At 62.4% G+C, this 16,243-nt stretch carries 20 protein-coding genes; 7 read left to right on the forward strand and 13 right to left on the reverse strand.

Annotated elements, in window-relative coordinates; all coding sequences use genetic code 11:
- The first annotated feature begins 204 nt into the window (after nucleotides 1-204).
- Nucleotides 205-1,146: a DUF808 domain-containing protein gene (locus tag CJ178_RS12705; RefSeq protein WP_033235659.1), complete on the forward strand. Its 942-nt coding sequence runs from the start codon at nucleotides 205-207 to the stop codon at nucleotides 1,144-1,146.
- Here CJ178_RS12705 and CJ178_RS12710 read toward each other — a convergent pair.
- Entirely contained in the window at nucleotides 1,143-2,096 is a 954-nt protein-coding gene (locus CJ178_RS12710) for a helix-turn-helix transcriptional regulator (RefSeq protein WP_095886818.1), read from the reverse strand. The two genes, CJ178_RS12705 and CJ178_RS12710, sit on opposite strands and share 4 nt — an antisense overlap.
- 64 nt (nucleotides 2,097-2,160) lie before the next feature.
- Between CJ178_RS12710 and CJ178_RS12715 the strand changes: the two genes are divergently transcribed.
- On the forward strand, nucleotides 2,161-2,625 hold the full coding sequence (locus tag CJ178_RS12715) for a pyridoxamine 5'-phosphate oxidase family protein (protein ID WP_179300821.1): 465 nt from the start codon (nucleotides 2,161-2,163) through the stop codon (nucleotides 2,623-2,625).
- Here CJ178_RS12715 and CJ178_RS12720 read toward each other — a convergent pair.
- The 3 genes from CJ178_RS12720 to CJ178_RS12730 form a co-directional block, all read right to left on the reverse strand.
- On the reverse strand, nucleotides 2,615-3,544 hold the full coding sequence (locus CJ178_RS12720) for a cation diffusion facilitator family transporter (RefSeq protein WP_095886820.1): 930 nt from the start codon (nucleotides 3,542-3,544) through the stop codon (nucleotides 2,615-2,617). The two genes, CJ178_RS12715 and CJ178_RS12720, sit on opposite strands and share 11 nt — an antisense overlap.
- Before the next feature lie 84 nt (nucleotides 3,545-3,628).
- A complete protein-coding gene (locus tag CJ178_RS12725) occupies nucleotides 3,629-4,774 on the reverse strand; it encodes an FUSC family protein (RefSeq protein ID WP_033235661.1) in 1,146 nt (381 codons plus the stop codon).
- Nucleotides 4,761-5,177, reverse strand: coding sequence for a DUF3151 domain-containing protein (locus tag CJ178_RS12730; RefSeq protein WP_033235662.1), 417 nt, complete (start codon nucleotides 5,175-5,177; stop codon nucleotides 4,761-4,763). The genes CJ178_RS12725 and CJ178_RS12730 overlap by 14 nt, the downstream gene beginning before the upstream one ends.
- Nucleotides 5,178-5,300: 123 nt before the next feature.
- Between CJ178_RS12730 and CJ178_RS12735 the strand changes: the two genes are divergently transcribed.
- Nucleotides 5,301-6,086 (forward strand): Rv0361 family membrane protein, encoded by a 786-nt coding sequence (locus tag CJ178_RS12735; RefSeq protein WP_033235663.1) that lies wholly within the window; start codon nucleotides 5,301-5,303, stop codon nucleotides 6,084-6,086.
- Between the two features lie 80 nt (nucleotides 6,087-6,166).
- Here CJ178_RS12735 and fbaA read toward each other — a convergent pair whose 3' ends face one another.
- Complete coding sequence (gene fbaA / locus CJ178_RS12740) at nucleotides 6,167-7,204, reverse strand: class II fructose-bisphosphate aldolase (RefSeq protein ID WP_033235664.1); 1,038 nt, start codon at nucleotides 7,202-7,204, stop codon at nucleotides 6,167-6,169.
- Nucleotides 7,205-7,386: 182 nt separating this feature from the next.
- Between fbaA and CJ178_RS12745 the strand changes: the two genes are divergently transcribed.
- Complete coding sequence (locus CJ178_RS12745; RefSeq protein ID WP_033235665.1) at nucleotides 7,387-8,121, forward strand: VTT domain-containing protein; 735 nt, start codon at nucleotides 7,387-7,389, stop codon at nucleotides 8,119-8,121.
- Between the two features lie 31 nt (nucleotides 8,122-8,152).
- Nucleotides 8,153-8,815, forward strand: coding sequence for a DedA family protein (locus tag CJ178_RS12750; protein ID WP_033235666.1), 663 nt, complete (start codon nucleotides 8,153-8,155; stop codon nucleotides 8,813-8,815).
- Between the two features lie 65 nt (nucleotides 8,816-8,880).
- On the opposite strand, the gene CJ178_RS12755 is transcribed toward CJ178_RS12750, so the two are convergent.
- The 6 genes from CJ178_RS12755 to CJ178_RS12780 form a co-directional block, all read right to left on the reverse strand.
- On the reverse strand, nucleotides 8,881-10,002 hold the full coding sequence (locus tag CJ178_RS12755; protein WP_095886821.1) for a glycoside hydrolase family 76 protein: 1,122 nt from the start codon (nucleotides 10,000-10,002) through the stop codon (nucleotides 8,881-8,883).
- Nucleotides 10,003-10,069: 67 nt separating this feature from the next.
- Nucleotides 10,070-10,750: a TrmH family RNA methyltransferase gene (locus tag CJ178_RS12760; protein ID WP_045064099.1), complete on the reverse strand. Its 681-nt coding sequence runs from the start codon at nucleotides 10,748-10,750 to the stop codon at nucleotides 10,070-10,072.
- Complete coding sequence (locus CJ178_RS12765; RefSeq protein WP_095887955.1) at nucleotides 10,750-11,343, reverse strand: DUF6636 domain-containing protein; 594 nt, start codon at nucleotides 11,341-11,343, stop codon at nucleotides 10,750-10,752. Before CJ178_RS12765 ends, CJ178_RS12760 begins: the two co-directional genes overlap by 1 nt.
- A gap of 74 nt (nucleotides 11,344-11,417) precedes the next feature.
- Nucleotides 11,418-12,200, reverse strand: coding sequence for an SDR family oxidoreductase (locus CJ178_RS12770; protein ID WP_095886822.1), 783 nt, complete (start codon nucleotides 12,198-12,200; stop codon nucleotides 11,418-11,420).
- Nucleotides 12,193-12,903, reverse strand: a complete 711-nt coding sequence (locus tag CJ178_RS12775; RefSeq protein WP_095886823.1) for a lysoplasmalogenase — start codon at nucleotides 12,901-12,903, stop codon at nucleotides 12,193-12,195. Before CJ178_RS12775 ends, CJ178_RS12770 begins: the two co-directional genes overlap by 8 nt.
- A 63-nt stretch (nucleotides 12,904-12,966) precedes the next feature.
- Nucleotides 12,967-13,647, reverse strand: coding sequence for a lysophospholipid acyltransferase family protein (locus CJ178_RS12780; protein ID WP_033235671.1), 681 nt, complete (start codon nucleotides 13,645-13,647; stop codon nucleotides 12,967-12,969).
- Nucleotides 13,648-13,711: 64 nt separating this feature from the next.
- Here CJ178_RS12780 and CJ178_RS12785 point away from each other — a divergent pair, with 64 nt between their 5' ends.
- The gene (locus CJ178_RS12785) at nucleotides 13,712-14,266 is read left to right on the forward strand and encodes a TetR/AcrR family transcriptional regulator (RefSeq protein ID WP_095886824.1); all 555 of its coding nucleotides are present in this window, start codon (nucleotides 13,712-13,714) and stop codon (nucleotides 14,264-14,266) included.
- A 63-nt stretch (nucleotides 14,267-14,329) separates the two neighbouring features.
- Entirely contained in the window at nucleotides 14,330-14,779 is a 450-nt protein-coding gene (locus CJ178_RS12790) for a MarR family winged helix-turn-helix transcriptional regulator (RefSeq protein WP_033235673.1), read from the forward strand.
- Between the two features lie 43 nt (nucleotides 14,780-14,822).
- Here CJ178_RS12790 and pyrE read toward each other — a convergent pair whose 3' ends face one another.
- The gene (gene pyrE, locus CJ178_RS12795; RefSeq protein WP_033235674.1) at nucleotides 14,823-15,356 is read right to left on the reverse strand and encodes an orotate phosphoribosyltransferase; all 534 of its coding nucleotides are present in this window, start codon (nucleotides 15,354-15,356) and stop codon (nucleotides 14,823-14,825) included.
- A 56-nt stretch (nucleotides 15,357-15,412) separates the two neighbouring features.
- Nucleotides 15,413-16,213, reverse strand: a complete 801-nt coding sequence (locus tag CJ178_RS12800; RefSeq protein ID WP_033235821.1) for an SDR family NAD(P)-dependent oxidoreductase — start codon at nucleotides 16,211-16,213, stop codon at nucleotides 15,413-15,415.
- Nucleotides 16,214-16,243 lie beyond the last annotated feature (30 nt).

Genomic DNA, 16,243 nt, shown 5'->3' on the forward strand with positions numbered 1-16,243 from the left:
CTAGCCCGGAAGCCCTTAACGCAACGATCTCTGCAGAGTTGACGTCGGGTCTGCGCTACTCACGCTGCGAAGTCGCCGGTATCGTTCGAGGTGACCTGCCGCCGCCTCCGACGTTCAATGGGATAGAGACTTCGTGCGATCAAGCAACTGCGTTACCGGATCCGTCCGGCCACCCCTTTCCACTGATTCCACTGGAGGTCTGTGATGGCCGGCGGACTGTTTGCCCTGCTCGACGACGTCGCCGCTCTGGCTCGGATGGCAGCAGCGTCGATCGACGATGTAGCTGCCGCGACCGGTAAGGCAACGGCCAAGGCTGCCGGCGTGGTGATCGACGACGCGGCTGTCACTCCGCAGTACGTGCGCGGCTTGGCGGCCGAACGCGAACTGCCGATCATCAAGCGCATCGCGATCGGGTCGTTGCGCAACAAGCTGCTGATCATTCTGCCGATCGCGCTGCTGCTCAGCCAGTTCCTCCCCGGGCTACTGACTCCCCTGCTGATGGTGGGTGGCTGTTACCTCAGCTACGAAGCTGTCCACAAAATCTGGGGAGCGATTTTCGGCCACGGCGACCATCACGAGAGCGCAGACGAGCATCCTCGTGACGAAGAGGCCGTTGTCTCCGGCGCCGTACGTACCGATCTGATTCTGTCGGCCGAGATCATGGTGATCGCACTCAACACCATCGCGGGTGAAGGTTTCTGGAGCCGACTGATCATTCTTGCCGTCGTCGCTGTGGTGATCACCGTTGTCGTCTACGGCGTTGTCGGATTGATCGTGAAGATGGACGACATCGGTTTGCGCATCGCCGAGTCGTCGTCCGGTTTCACTCACAAGGTCGGGCGCGGGCTCGTTCGCGGCATGCCACACGTGATGTCGGTGCTCTCCGTGGTGGGCACCGCCGCAATGCTGTGGGTGGGTGGCCACATTCTTCTGGTCGGCATCGACGAACTCGGCTTCCATCCCCTCTACGACGCCGTTCATCACGGCGAAGAAGCGGTCAAGGATATTGCCGGTGTCGGCGGAGTCCTGGCATGGATCGTCAACACTCTTGCATCTGCAGCTCTCGGCCTGGTGGTCGGTGCGGTGATCGTCGCAGCGCAGTTGGGTATTACGAGCGTGCTGGCAAAGCGATCGGCGACGGCCTAGTCGATGTGCCTGTGGCGCGCCGCCATCTGCTCCGCCACCGCGCACACTGCATCGCGCAGCGACAACGGTTCCAGCACTTCGACGTCCGCACCCAAACCGATCAACTGAGAGAGCGCAACTTCAGGGCTTTCCAATCTCAATTCGACGTCCATCCATCCGGCCGAATCAGGCGGACCTGGCACCACTCGCGACGCCTCGACTCCCACCGCCTCGGGGAGTCTTCGCCAACCGTTGGGCGACAATCGAATCCGACAGCTGAAACGCAACAGCGAACGGTCGAACTCCGCCATGGATGCCGCCCACCATGTCGCCAAATCGAAATCCGCAGGCCTGTCGGATAATTCGTCACACACCACGGGGCCGGTGATTCGGCCGACCCGAAACGACAGAGTTCGACCGCCCAGACGTGCCACCAGATACCAGACCCCGGCCTTGATCACGAGACCGAGCGGATCAACCGTCCGTTGGTTGTCACGGTAGGTGAAACGTAGTCGGCGTGAATCCAGCACCGCGGACGCAATAGTCGGCAGTGCCGAGATATCGTCGCTGCCACCGAACCATCCGGGGACGTCCACAAGAATGCGGTCCTGCCACAACCGCGCGCCTTTCCGCAGGCTCGGCGGCATCGTATCCAGCAGTTTTGCGGCCGCGGCGTCCGCGGAATCCGTCCGGCCCAGATCGGCGGCGATGGACGGCACGCCCAGCAGCATCAGCGCCGACGTCTCGTCGTCTGTCATTCCCGATAGCTTGGATTGCCAGCCGTCGAGCAAGCGGATACCGCCGCCCGGGCCACTTTCGGTCCAGATCGGCACACCGGCAGCGGACAACGAGGCCACATCGCGGTAGATCGTCCGTACCGACACCCCGAACTCGCCGGCCAACTGCTCGGCTACAACTCCTCGACTGCCCTGCAATCGCAACATGAGTTGAAGCAGGCGCGCGGATCTCATGGAGCGAACATTACCGAGAATCACTGACAGAAGTTGTCAGGAATAGGGGTGCAGAATGACCGTCATGGTCACCTGGAAGCAGTTCTCCGAAGAAGTTCCCGCCCTAGCCACAGCCGTCGAAGCTCGATTCAAGGCCCACAAGCATCACGTGCTCGCAACGCTGCGCAAGGACGGTTCACCGCGGGTCAGTGGCACCGAGGTGGAAATGCTGGACGGGCGCCTGGTGCTCGGCTCGATGTTCGGCGCTCTCAAGGCGAAGGACCTCATCCGCGACGGACGCTACGCCCTCCACAGCAATCCCGGCGAGCACACGATGGAGGGTGGCGACGCGAAGATCGCCGGAACCGCACGAGAGGTGACCGGCGAGGAGTTCGAGGCCGTTCTTGCCAGTTACACCTACGAGGTTCCGAAACCCCTGCACCTCTTTGTCCTCGACATCGGGGAGGTGGTTCACACGACCGTCGACGACGAACATATGTACGTGGACCTCTGGAAGCCGGGAAAGGAGATCACCCGGTTCACCAAGTGACGTTCTTCTCGCAATGCTCGCCGTTGGCGCACGATTCCACCTGCACTGTCGCGTGCGAAAGCCCGTGACTTTCCAAGACCGCGCGGGCGGATTCGAGAACGTGGGAAGAATCGGCGTCGCTGGTCAAATGCACTGTCGCAACGTCCATTCCCGTCGTCAGGGTCCAGATGTGCAGATCGTGCACGCCCTTGACATTGGGTAGCGCGGCCAGATCGGCTTCGACGGTTTCGACATCGACATCGGCCGGCGACGCCTGCGTCAGAATGCGCAGCGACGCGGCCGCCAACTTGAGAGCACGGGGAACCACCCACAACGAGATGAGCACACCGACAACGATGTCTGCCCACGTCCAGCCGAACAGTAGGACCACAGCGCCGGCGATCAGAACGCCAACGCTGCCAACGGCATCCGCGAGCACTTCGAGGTAGGCGCCGCGCACGGCGAGGCTGTCCTTGGAGTCGCCACGCAACATGAGCATGACCACGATATTGGCGAGCAGACCCGCTGCCGCAGTGATGATGAGGGCACCGCCGGGAATCTCGGGTTCGTCACCGATGCGGCCGATGGCCTCGTACATCACCCACGCCGCAACGGCCAAGAGCATGGCCGCGTTGGCCATCGCTGTGAGGACCTCGGCGCGATGCCAGCCGAAAGTCCGTGCAGCGGTGGTGCTCCCCTTCTTGGCGAGCAGAAGCGCTGTCAACCCCATGGCCATGCCGACAACATCGGTGAGCATGTGGCCGGCGTCGGCGAGCAGAGCCAGTGAGCCGATGAGCAAGCCGACGGTCGCCTCGAGAACGAGGAAGGCAACCAGGATCGCGAGTGCGATCACCATCTTCCGGATGCGCGTCGGACTCGGTCCTACTCCGACCGAATCTGCCGCCGTGTGACCGTGAGAATGACCGTGCCCTGACCCCATATGACCGCTTACCTCCTGAGTTCTCCCGATCATATGCATACATTCGCATATATACAACGGGTTGCTCGGTGAGCGGGACAAAGGTCAGTGTTCAGGCTGGTACGCCGGTTTCTCCACAGTGGGCGGCAACGTAGCGATTGCCGAAATACGCTTCATCCCCGCCACCTGCAGTAAGTCGACAACCAGCGAGCGGATCTGCGCGAACACCACCGTCGCAGACAGGCCGGCCGTCTCCACAATTGCCGGCTTCAGTTCCTTGGCCACCGAACGTAGCACCCGGGCGGCCTCCGCCTGATCAGGCTGCTCCCCCGGTTCCGCCAGGATCATTTCCCTCAAGACGTCGACGGCCTTGGACAATTTCTCCACCTGGGTCACCAGACGTGGATCAAGAATTTCGTCGTCCCTGACCAACGTCAGGGAACGCCGCGACAGAACTCGAATGTTGCGCATCGCGTTGTCGATGGGATCGGCTGTCGCCATGAGTCGTTCGAGCCGCGGGCGAGTGTTCCAGTACAGCGGCGAGATCCGACTGATCTCCTGCCCGCCTTTGAGATTGGTGCGCAATCCGTCGATCGCCGACTGCGTCGCGCGGGCCTTACGGAGAGCCTTCACTATCGGCTCCGGATCGTTGGCTCGCAATCCGTCGGCCACCAACGCCAACACCTCCGACGACGTCGCGAGAATCGCCGCTGCATCCTTACGAGCGCGTCGCACGGGATGTGTGGGGATGATGGCGACCACCGCGATGCCCACCAAACCACCGACCAGTGCGTCGATCATGCGGTCGATTCCGCCGGTACCCCCTGGCGGAATCAACGTCGCCACCAGCACAGCCGAGTTACCGGCCTGCATCGAGAAGATGGGGCCGCTGTTCAGCAAGACCGCCACCGACATCGCCAGCACCACCACCAGGCTGATCTGCCACGCGCCGCTGCCGATACCGGAAATGATCAGATCGCCGATACCGATGCCGACCGTCACACCGGCCACCAACTCGAACGAGCGACGCAGGCGAGCACCCAACGACAGCCCGAGCGACACGACAGCGGCAATGGGCGCAAAGAACGGCGCGTGGTGCCCGATCACCGTGGTGGCAACCCACCACGCCAACCCTGCGGCCAGTGCGCATTGAAGAATCGGTAGCGCCGACGTTCTCAGCCGGCGCCCCGACTTGCGAGCGCGGTCCTTGATGCTCGACGCGCTCGGACGGAAACTGCTAACCGACGCCAAGCGCTTCGGCAGCGTTGGGGTCGCAATCCTCGAGCAGGTCCAGGCAGCGGGCGTACTCGTCTGTCTCACCGATCGACTGCGCGGCCTTGGCCAGCACTGCTACACAACGGAGGAAACCGCGATTGGGCTCATGGCTGTACGGGACGGGCCCGAAGCCCTTCCAACCATTGCGACGAAGCTGATCGAGTCCGCGGTGGTAGCCGGTACGCGCGTAGGCGTACGCGGTGATGGTTGCGCCGCTCTCGAATGCGGCTTCGGCCAGATAAGCCCACGCGATGGACGCAGTGGGATGATCAGCCGCTACCTGAGCCGGATCAGCGTGGTTGAGCAGGGCCGATTCCGCGTCGTCGTCGCCGGGAAGCAGAGTGGGCTTGGGTCCGAGCAGGTCACCGAATTGGGTCATGGGCTTATTGTGCCCGCTGCGGTCCGTGGGCACCGGACCGCCTCACCCGTGGTCGCCGTTACGACCGGATTCGACCGATCGTTACGCTGGGGACGTCAATTGCCCCAGACCGAAGGATGACCGGTGCCGGACTCGAAAGACGACAACTCGACAAAGGGCGCGCCGGAAAAACAGGGCGCGCCGGAAAGTTCGACGCCGACTGAACCCGCCACCGTCGCGATCCCCAAGGCGTCTCCGAAGCCCCCGGCGCCTGAGCCCGCAACCGTAGCCATTCCCAAGGCACAGCAGCCCCAGATGCCGCCGCCCCAGGCACCGCAACGTCAGTCGCCGCCACGTCCGTCGCCGCAGCCCAAGGCACCACAGCCGGTCCGCGCCGCGCCGCAACGCGTCGGAGTAGCAGCCGGAATTCCGCCGCAGCAGCCTCTTCCCACTCGAATCGAGCCGGCCGCGCCGGAGCAGACGAAGCGCGGTGGCAAGGGGTGGTACATCGCCGCGGGAGCAGCCGCTGTCGCCATCGTGGCCGCGATCGGCGTCGCTCTGTATGTCTCGTCCGAGAGCAGCAGCGGGGAAAACTCACCGGAAGCTAAGGTCCAAACGGCGATCAGCACGTACGTCGACGCTCTCGCGTCCGGTGACATTGCCGCTCTGCGCACCGCAACGTGTGGTTCTCTCGCCGACTACTACCAGTCCGTCCCGGACGACGCTTTTGCCCAGGTCCACCAGAATGCGGTAACGCAGAAGACGATTCCCCAGGTCAGCGCCGTCGACGCCGTCCGAATCACCGACGACACTGCTATCGCCCAAGTTGAGGCGAGCATCCCGGCAACCGGGGAACGGTCGTGGCGAACCTTCGATCTGGAACGCCAGGACGGAACCTGGAAGGTCTGCGACCCGAGCCAGACCGGTTAAACACTCGAACCATAACCAACTGTGCGCGCCCACGAAGTCTTCGACTTCGTGGGCGCGCACAGTTTTTCGATCGAGCAGTTCTAGCCTCCGGACACCGAGCGGCCGGCCGACTTCAGGTCGTTGCACGCCTCGATGACACGAGCAGTCATGCCTGCTTCGGCCTTCTTGAGGTAGCTGCGCGGGTCGTAAGCCTTCTTGTTTCCGACCTCACCGTCGACCTTGAGGACGCCGTCGTAGTTGGTGAAGAAGTGACCCGCGATCGGACGCGAGAACGCGTACTGCGTGTCGGTGTCGACGTTCATCTTCACGACGCCGAAGTTCAGCGAAGCCTCGATCTCGGACTTCAGCGAGCCCGATCCACCGTGGAACACGAAGTCGAACGGCTGCGAGCCGGCAGCGAGGCCGAGCTTCGCTGCGGCAACGCGCTGGCCCTCGTCGAGAACCTCGGGCTTGAGCTTGACGTTGCCCGGCTTGTACACACCGTGCACGTTGCCGAAGGTGGCAGCGAGGAGGTACTTGCCCTGCTCGCCGACGCCCAGAGCGTCGACCGTCTTCTCGAAGTCTTCCTTCGAGGTGTACAGCTTGTCGTTGATCTCGGCTTCGACGCCGTCTTCTTCGCCGCCGACAACACCGATCTCGACCTCGAGGATGATGTTTGCAGCTTTCGACAGTGCAAGCAGTTCCTTGGCGATCGCCAGGTTCTCGTCGATCGGGACAGCCGATCCGTCCCACATGTGGGACTGGAAGAGCGGGTTACGGCCGGCGTTGACGCGTTCCTGCGAGATGGCGAGCAGTGGACGCACAAACGTGTCCAGCTTGTCCTTCGGGCAGTGATCGGTGTGCAGCGCGATGGTGACGTCGTACTTGGCGGCAATCACGTGCGCGAACTCGGCGAGTGCAGCAGCACCGGTAACCATGTCCTTGATGCCCAGACCGGAACCGAACTCGGCACCGCCGGTCGAGAACTGGATGATGCCGTCACTGCCGGCGTCTGCAAAGCCCTTGATGGCTGCGTTGATGGATTCGGAGCCGACACAGTTGATAGCGGGGAAGGCAAAGGAATGCTCCTTGGCCCGACTCAGCATCTCGGCATAGACCTCGGGAGTTGCGATAGGCACGGCGGGAGTCCTCCATTTACGTGTCGTTCGGAGCGCTCGACGATGTATAAAGCGCTTCGTGTGGTCCTAGCAGTATGGCAAGTCGTGGTCGCCACGTCTCTTTGCGGTCTCGCCGTGACGTGGACGACGCGGTGACCTGCAGCGGTGGGAAACACTCAGACGCTCCCGGTAGTCTGGCCTCCGTGAATGTGCAGGCAGCAACTGAATCCGTGACGAACCTGGCCTTGCTGCCCGGCTTCCTCGATCCCGTGAACCTCTTGAACTCCTTCGGAACGTGGGTTCTGGTGGGATTGCTTCTGGTGGTCTTCATCGAATCCGGCCTACTGTTTCCGCTCCTGCCCGGCGATTCCCTCCTCTTCACCGCAGGGTTGATCGCGGCGTCCAAGTCCACCGAGATCGAACCGTTCGCGCCGTTGTGGGTGCTGTTGGTGACCATTCCGATTGCCGCGATCCTCGGTGACCAGGTCGGTTTCTACATCGGCGCCAAGGGTGGAACTGCGCTGTTCAAGAACGACGACGCGAAGTTCTTCAAGAAGAAGTACATCGACGAATCGCACGCATTCTTCGAAAAGCACGGCCCGATCACCATCATCCTGGCCCGCTTCGTGCCGATCGTGCGCACGTTCGCTCCGGTTGTCGCCGGCGCATCGAAGATGAAGTACTCGCTCTTCCTCACCTACAACATCGTCGGTGGCATTCTGTGGGGTGCCGGCGTCACGATGCTCGGCTACCTCCTCGGCCAGATCGAATTCATCCGCGACAACGTCGACTACATCTTCATCTTGATCGTCCTGGTGTCTGTCCTGCCGATCGTTTTCGAAATCGGAAAGCGCCTTCTCGCGTCACGACGCGGTGAAACGGCGAATACTTCAACTACGGACAATTCGGAATCCGTGACCGAGGAACCGACTCACTGATCACCAGAACCGAGGCAAGAAACTGACCACCATGACACTCGCGTCCGGCAGTTTCGGTCCCCTCGAAACCGCTGGTCCTGCGCTGGTGTGGATCATCGTCGTGACATTCGTCTTCATCGAATGCGCGATCATTCTGGGGTTGTTCCTTCCCGGCGATTCTCTCCTCATCACTGCAGGAATTGTGCTGGCCGGCCACGAATCCGGTGCCGGACATGTGTGGGCTCTCTCGGTGGGCGCCATGATCGCCGCCATTGCCGGCAATCAGGTCGGGTACGTCATCGGTCACCGAACGGGTAACCACATCAAGGCCCGCAAAGGTGGCAAATACTTCACCGAGAAGAACCTGCACCGGGTCAACATCCTGCTGGAGAGACACGGCTTCTGGGCTGTCCTGATCGCCCGGTGGATCCCCTGGATTCGCACCCTGTGCCCGATGGTCGCGGGCGCAGCCAAGATGAACCACACGCGGTACACCGTGGCCAGCACCATCGGCGCAATCATCTGGGCGCCGGTTCTGCTGCTGATCGGCTTCTACGGCGGCTCGTTCCTCGATCGTGTCCCCTGGCTCCTGCCGGCGGTCCTGATCGTGATGACCGTGAGCCTGGTCGTCGGCACCGGTCTCGGCATCTGGCAGTACCGCAAGGAAATGGCCCGCCCCGCCGAGGACGTCGAGGTCGAGGAAGTTCTGGACTGACGCCTTTAGCGTTTGCCCGGCTGAGGCTCTGGCGCTCAGCGTTTACGCGGCTGAGGCTCTGGCGCTCAGCGTTTACGCGGATACCCCGCCGCTGAGACGACGTATGCGGCTTCCATGAGCATCCAGCCGCCCAACTGCACTGACAGGTCACGCTCCGGGACGCTCGACGATCGCACCGAACCTCCCGTGAATGTCGCCAGTTCCCCGGAAAGCCTCGGCAGCGTGGCGTCGCGGGTCCAGTCGTGACCGAACAGCGGTAACCCCTCCACCTCGAGGCGGTTCTTCCAGGCGGCTTCCGCCGACGCCAGCACGATCTGCGCGGCGATCTCCTTCGCCCGAATGTCCTCGTTGCTCTCCCAGGTCAGGTTGACCACGACAAACGCCAGATACCGCACCAGGATCGCGTTGAACAGGCCACCGTCACCGCCGCCGCCTCCGGTGATGACGCCGCGATCGGTCAAACCGTCGTAGACCGCGTTGACGAGGGCGTGAACCCGCTCGCGGTGCCTCGGTTCACCCAACCGTGTCGCCAGTTCCGTCTCCAGGCCGAGAGTGACTCCTTGGCAATACGAGTAAATGGCCCGTTCGAGCGTTCCGTCGCGGCGGATACCGTCGAAGATCAGGCCCGATTCGGGATCACGCAGAGTCTCCTCGATCCAGTCGGCGTGCGCCTGAGCTCGCCACAGCTTGCCAGTCCGAGCAAGCATGATCCCGGCCGGGCCGTTGGCCGGGGTGTTGTAGAAGTCGGAACCCTTGCACCAGGGAATTCCGCCACCGTCCTCCGGCGACCACGAGTCGAAGAGTTGAGATTCGAGAGCTTGTACGGCGCTGCGATGGTCCAGTGCAAACAGCCGTTGGGCGCGTTCGAGCGACAACCCCAGCCAGGCCATGTCGTCGTAGTAGCTGTTGGTCCAGGACCTGACGTTGCGGACCCGGACGCTGCGGGCAACCTTGGCAATCCGACGACGACGCTTGGGCGTCGGGTCACGTTCGAGCGCGTCGACGGCAGTATCGAGCAGATGCGCCTGCCACCAGTAATGCCACGGGCGGAACATGCGCTCGCGGCGCACCGCCGGCCACGCCACGACACCCAGCGCTGTTCTCGGCATTGCCCACAACCGTCGCAGATGCCGACTGACAATGGCTCCTTCGGCCGCATCTGCGCGTTCCGCCCACACTTGCTGCATAAGACATATCCTGTCCCCTCGGAGCCTGCGGCGCTAGCGCCTACCCAGCTAACAGACTCCGGCAAGGTCAGCGGGAGTTACGCAGATCCGCGTGCTCCCGCACCCAGGCATGCATCGCGATACCTGCCGCGACGCCGGCGTTGATGCTGCGGGTCGAGCCGAATTGTGCAATCGATACCGTCATGGACGCAACCTCTTTCGCCAGTTCGGTCACTCCTGGACCCTCCTGGCCGAACAGCAGAATGCAGTCTCTCGGCAGGCTCGCGGTTTCGAGTGGTACCGATCCGGGGGTGTTGTCGACGGCAACGATAGTGAGCGAATTCTCACGTGCGTACTCGACCAACTCGCCGATGTCAGCATGGTGAACGATGTGTTGGTACCGATCGGTGACCATGGCGCCGCGGCGGTTCCACCGTCGCCGGCCCACGATGTGCACGGCCGCTGCGGCAAACGCGTTGGCGGTACGAACCACGGTGCCGATGTTGGCGTCGTGGGCAAAATTCTCGATGGCCACGTGCATCGGATGACGCCGCGAGTCGATGTCCTCGACAATCGCCTCGCGTGTCCAGTACCTGTACTCGTCCAACACGTTTCGACGGTCACCCTCCAGCAGAAGCAGCGGGTCGTAACGCTCGTCGGTGGGGAGGTCCGTCCCGTGAAACTCCGCCCACGGGCCGACGCCGTTCGGGTTTTCGCCCCATTCTGTCGGACCGACCTCGTCGGCCGGTTCTACACTCACGTCGGACATCAGAACACCTCGTTGGAATCGGCAGCCACGGTGAATCCGTGTGTGGTCTGCTCGTTGACACACGAGACATCCGTCGCCGTGGTAGTACATGTGAAGCCCAGCTTAGACAGTGGCGTTCCGGGCGGAAGCACCGGATCAGCTTCGGGTCCGCCGGACATGTACACCGGGCCACCAGAGCACATGAAGGCACCTTCACCCTCATCTTGAACACGAATTCCGTTGCCCCAGTTCACCATGCAACTGTCCGGGCGCGGCGGCACCGGAGTTGTCGTTCCCTCACACCCGGCTTCGATGCGGGTGGGCAATCTGATGATGCCGCACTGGAAGTTCCCGTCCGGAGTAGTGAAGTAGTAAGACTCGTTGCGCTCGAAGTGCACGTCCGTCAATGTGGTTGTCGGCGGCACAGTTGTGGGCGGGATCGTCGTCGTTGTGACAGGTACCGGAACGGTCGTCGTCACCTGGGGCGTGGTCGAGACTGCCGTACTGGATTGCGTGGTCGGCGTCGGCGCAGACTGCGCGTCACCGCCACAACCAGTGAGCAGTACCGCCGAACCCACACTCAGACACAGCAATCCCACCCGGACACGAACCACCGCGACTACCTCCACCCATGTCTTCTGCCTCAACCCGGCCCACAAAACGATTCCGAACTATATCGCGAGTTCGATTACGTTCCGGTTAAACGTTTGTTCGTCAACCTCGACAACCACGCAGGCGAGAATCGCGACGCGGCAAGAAGCACTTTCGCTTGCCCTCCCACCGGATAGTGAACCTTGGGCATGCGTCCGGCGCCGCGCGTCGCATCCCAGAGTTCCTGCGCGACTTCCGTTGCAGTGAGCTTGATTCCAAGCGATCGCGTCGAACCGGTATCCATTCCGGTGACCATGGCCGTCTGGACGAAGAGAGGCCACAGTGCAATCACTCGGATGTCGTGTTCGGCCCATTCGAGGTCGAGTGCCTCCGTCAGTCCTCGGACCGCGAACTTCGTGGCCCCGTATGTCGCCAGTTCAGGCTGTCCGTAAATGGCCGATGCCGAGCACATATTCACGACCTGAGCACCCGGCGTATCGCGCAGATACGGAAACGCCGTGTGTGTCCCATTGAGAACGCCGGTGACGTTGATATCGACCATGCGGCGATGCGCAGCAAGGGAAATACTCTCGAACTTCCCCGACGACAGAACACCGGCGTTGTTGACCAGGATGTCGAGTCGACCCGACGCACCGACAAAGTGAGCCAACTGTGTCGACCACTGCGCCGGGTCCGTCACGTCGAGTGCGCCGGTCACGGCCACACCCCCGAATTCGTTGATCTCGGCGGCCAGAGTCATCAACCGGGGCTCGTCGATGTCATAGCAGCCAACCCGATAACCGTTGCGCGCAAACAACAACGCGGCCTCACGGCCGATTCCCGACGCCGCCCCGGTGATGAAGATGCTCCGCTCAGGCATTTTTGCGACCGAGAGCAAGCATTCCCTCGACAAGCATCAACTGAGCAGCCGCATACGACGCCAGAATCACGCCCTCAGCGGCCGCGCGGCCGGCCTTGCCGCGAATGAACAAGCGTCGCACCACAATCAGACCGTCGGATGCGGTGAACAGCACGCCGCCCACACCCAGCCAGGATCGCCGCTCCTCGCCAGGCACCACCACGTCCAGCACCGTCTTCGCCCCCGGCGACAAAGCCGGATCTGCGGACAACGTCGACGTGGTTCCCAGCAGCAATCCGTACGCGGTCAACGGCATCGAGACCTCGGGAGCTTTTGCACGCAGCAACCCGGAAGCCGTGGACCACCCGCTCATACGAGGCTTGAGCGCAGGCCTCGTCGGCCTGGCACCACGACGCAACAGGAGCGCCGAATAGCTCGACTGCATGACGGCAAACGAAGACGCACCCTTCACCAGGCGAGCATCGTTATCCGGATCGATCATGAACACATCACCGATCGTTGCCGCAGCAAGACCTGCCAAGAGCAGCGCAGTATCGGCGGTATCGGTCTCGGATCGCTTGCGCAGCACCCTGACCGCGAGCGACGGCGCGATCAACGGCTTGGCAATCTGCTGAACACGCTCGTTGCCGAGCACCGCCCCAGCCACCGTTGCCGCCGTTGCCGCCGCAAAAACCGCGTGCTCGATGCCCCACTTGCCTGCCATGCCCAGTCCTCCTGTTGGTTGCGCGCAGTTGGTTACGCGTCCAAGACGACCGTACTGGGTAATTCAGAGGGAATCACGAGATTTGACGTCAGCCCCGTACAGGTCGACGTATTCCTGCCCGGACTGCTCACACAGTGCCGCCATCAACTCGTCGGTTGCCGCGCGCACAACAGCCTGATGGGTCCGCAGTTCTCGGTAGCGGGAGAAGTCGATCGGCTTGCCAACACTGACGTGCACCTTGCTGAATCGCCACATCCTGGTGCCAGGCGGGTTCACCGCGTCGCCGCCGTGAACAACAACCGGGATAACGGGGACACCCGTTTCCAGCGCAACCCTGATCACCCCCGTTTTGCCTTTGTGCAGGCGACCGTCCGGCGATCGTGTTCCCTCGGGATAGATCGCCCACACACCACCCCGTTCGAGGATTCCGACGGCAGTATCCAGTGCGGCCCGCGAGGCGTCGGCGCCACTGCGGTCGATGGGAACTTGACCTGCGCCGCCGAAGAACCAGCGCTGCAACGCGCCCTTGATGCCGGAACCGGTGAAGTACTCACTCTTCGCGACGAAGGTGATCCGTCGGCGCACTTTCAGAACCAGGAAGAACGAGTCGACGACAGCCCGGTGATTACCGGCAAGTATCACCGGCCCCTTTCTCGGGATGTTGCGGTGCCCCTCGATCGTGGGGCGTCCGAAGACCCACAGAACCGGTCCTATCAAGATGTACTTGAACAGTCGATACAGCACGCCAACACCCCAATCAGTGAGAGTAGACACTGTCTACCGTCCTAGATGGTAGACACTGTCTCCCATGTCTGCCACCACACTCCGCGACACCCTCGTCGCCACGGGCGTCGACATTCTCGACACCAACGGCCTCGCCGCCCTGACGTTACGAGAGATAACCCGTCGAGCCGGCGTGTCACACGGGGCGCCCAGACGCTATTTTCCGACACACAACAGCCTACTTGCGGCAATTGCCTCACAGGGCCTACGTGACTTGGGGGCAAGGCTCGCACCGATACTCGATGCACCCACGCCCGCGCGACACCGATTGATCTCTGCCGCAATCGAATACGTCGCTTTTGCGCAGGAGCGACCGGCGATGTTCGAGCTGATGTTCCGCCACGATCTACTCGAAGGCGCCGGCGCGAACCTCCGGGCAACGTCGCTTCCACTCTTCGAGGCTCTGCGGACTCTGGCCGAAGCAGACCAAGCCTCGGATCCGAACGCGACTGCACTGAAGATCTGGACGGGAACGCACGGAATTGCAGTGTTGGCCGCGAACCGCAGCCTGAGCCTCGTGACCCCAGACCTCGTCATCGAAGAATTGGTCAGGTCGACTGTGGTTGCACACCTCCCCTGAACGAATACCAACTGTCGCCAAAGACTCGTTTACACAATCATTACCTTATGGAAGGATTCGAACGTGCCCGATCAGGAACAGAGATTGCACGACCTACTGGTCGACTTGGTGAGCAATACCCATCGCTTCACAAAAATGGCGACGTCACTTGCTGCCGACCGTTACCCCCGGACGTGGCTCCGCGCGTTGGCGTTGCTCGAGGAATACGGCGAAATGCGGATCAGCGACTTCGCCAAGATCGATCACTGCTCACAACCCTCCGCAACTGCGGTGATGCGCACACTCGGTGAGCGCGGGTTGGTCGAGCGGCGCCCGGATCCGGACGACGCCCGCGCCGTACTGGTCGCGATGACCGATGTGGGACGAAAGACCCTAGCCGACGGTCGACATGCCATCGCTGATGCCCTGATTCCGCATTTTGCGGACCTCGAACCCGAGCAGATCGAACGCCTGACCGTGGGGTTGGCCGAGCTGCGATCGATGATCACGTCGGCAAGGCCTTCGGCCCTGTGAGCCTTTCCGGTAGCGCGAACTACCAGAAAGGCGCACGGGGGCGCTAGCCCAGGTTGAGATCGTCCAGGCCCAGAAGCGAGCGGTATTCCACGCCCTCTGCACCGATTACGGCGTCGGCGCCGGTCGCGCGATCCACCACGGTTGCCACACCGACCACGATGGCGCCCGCTTCACGAAGTGCCTTCACCGCGGTGAGCGGAGAGTTGCCCGTGGTCGTGGTGTCCTCGACAACCAGAACACGCTTGCCGACCACATCGGGTCCCTCGATCTGACGCTGCATTCCGTGGGCCTTGGCAGCCTTGCGGACGACAAACGCGTCGATCGGACGGCCGGGCGCGTGCATCACTGCCATCGCGACCGGGTCTGCACCCATCGTCAAACCGCCCACGGCGTCGAAATCCCAGTCTGCAACAAGTTCACGCAGCAGTGAGCCGATCAACGGCCCTGCCTTGTGGTGAAGCGTCGCGCGGCGAAGATCCACGTAGTAGTCGGCTTCCTTGCCCGAAGACAACGTCACCTTTCCGTGCACAACAGCCAGTTCGCGCACCAGCGCAGCCAAATCCTCACGATCGCTCATGAGTGCTCAGCCTACCGACCACAGCGCCGAGGCAATAATCTCCGCGCGACCTGTATCTACGTCCTACCCCGCCCACGTCCGACAAGGTTGGTCATCTTGCGAACCAAGCCCTTCGGAACCAGACGCCCGGCAGTGGTGAGGATCTTGTACTGAATCCCGGGAATGCTGATGACCTTGTTGTCGCCGAGGTCCTTCATCGACGTCGCGACCACCTGATCGACGCTCAACCACATCGGCTTCGGGATCGATGACATTTCGATTCCGGCTCGCTCGTGAAACTCGGTGCGGATGAACCCCGGGCACAGCGCTTGAACCCGAACACCGGTTCCGGCCAGCCCGCCGGACAATCCTTCGGTGAACGAAATCACGTACGCCTTGCTGGCCGAATACGTCGAACCGCGCCCGGACAGCAATCCCGCCACACTTGCGACGTTGACGATGGTTCCGTTCGCCGACGCGATCATGCTGGGCAACGCCGCACGGGTCAGACGCATGACGGCGGTGACATTGACGTCGAGTTGAGCTTGCAGAAGTGCTGGATCAGCGGTCCAGAATTCACCGGAGGTACCGAACCCGGCGTTGTTGACCAGAACGTCGACGCCGCGGGCCAATCGGTCGGCGACCGCGTCACGGCCGGGTTCCGTGGCGAGGTCGGACACCAGAATTTCGGATTCGGTACCGAACATCGAGGACAGTTCGGAGGCAAGATCACGCAATCTCACTTCGTCCCGTGCAACAAGCACCAGGTCGTAGCCGATCGACGCATATTTCTTGGCAAACCCGGCACCCAGACCTGAGGTGGGACCGGTGACCAGGGCTACAGGACGCGCAGGGCGATCCGAGTTCGATGACGACATACCGGCCACGCTAGTGCGTCAGGCCTCGAA

It is taken from the genome of Rhodococcus sp. ACPA4, from assembly GCF_002300185.1.
Lineage (GTDB): Bacteria > Actinomycetota > Actinomycetes > Mycobacteriales > Mycobacteriaceae > Rhodococcus_F > Rhodococcus_F globerula.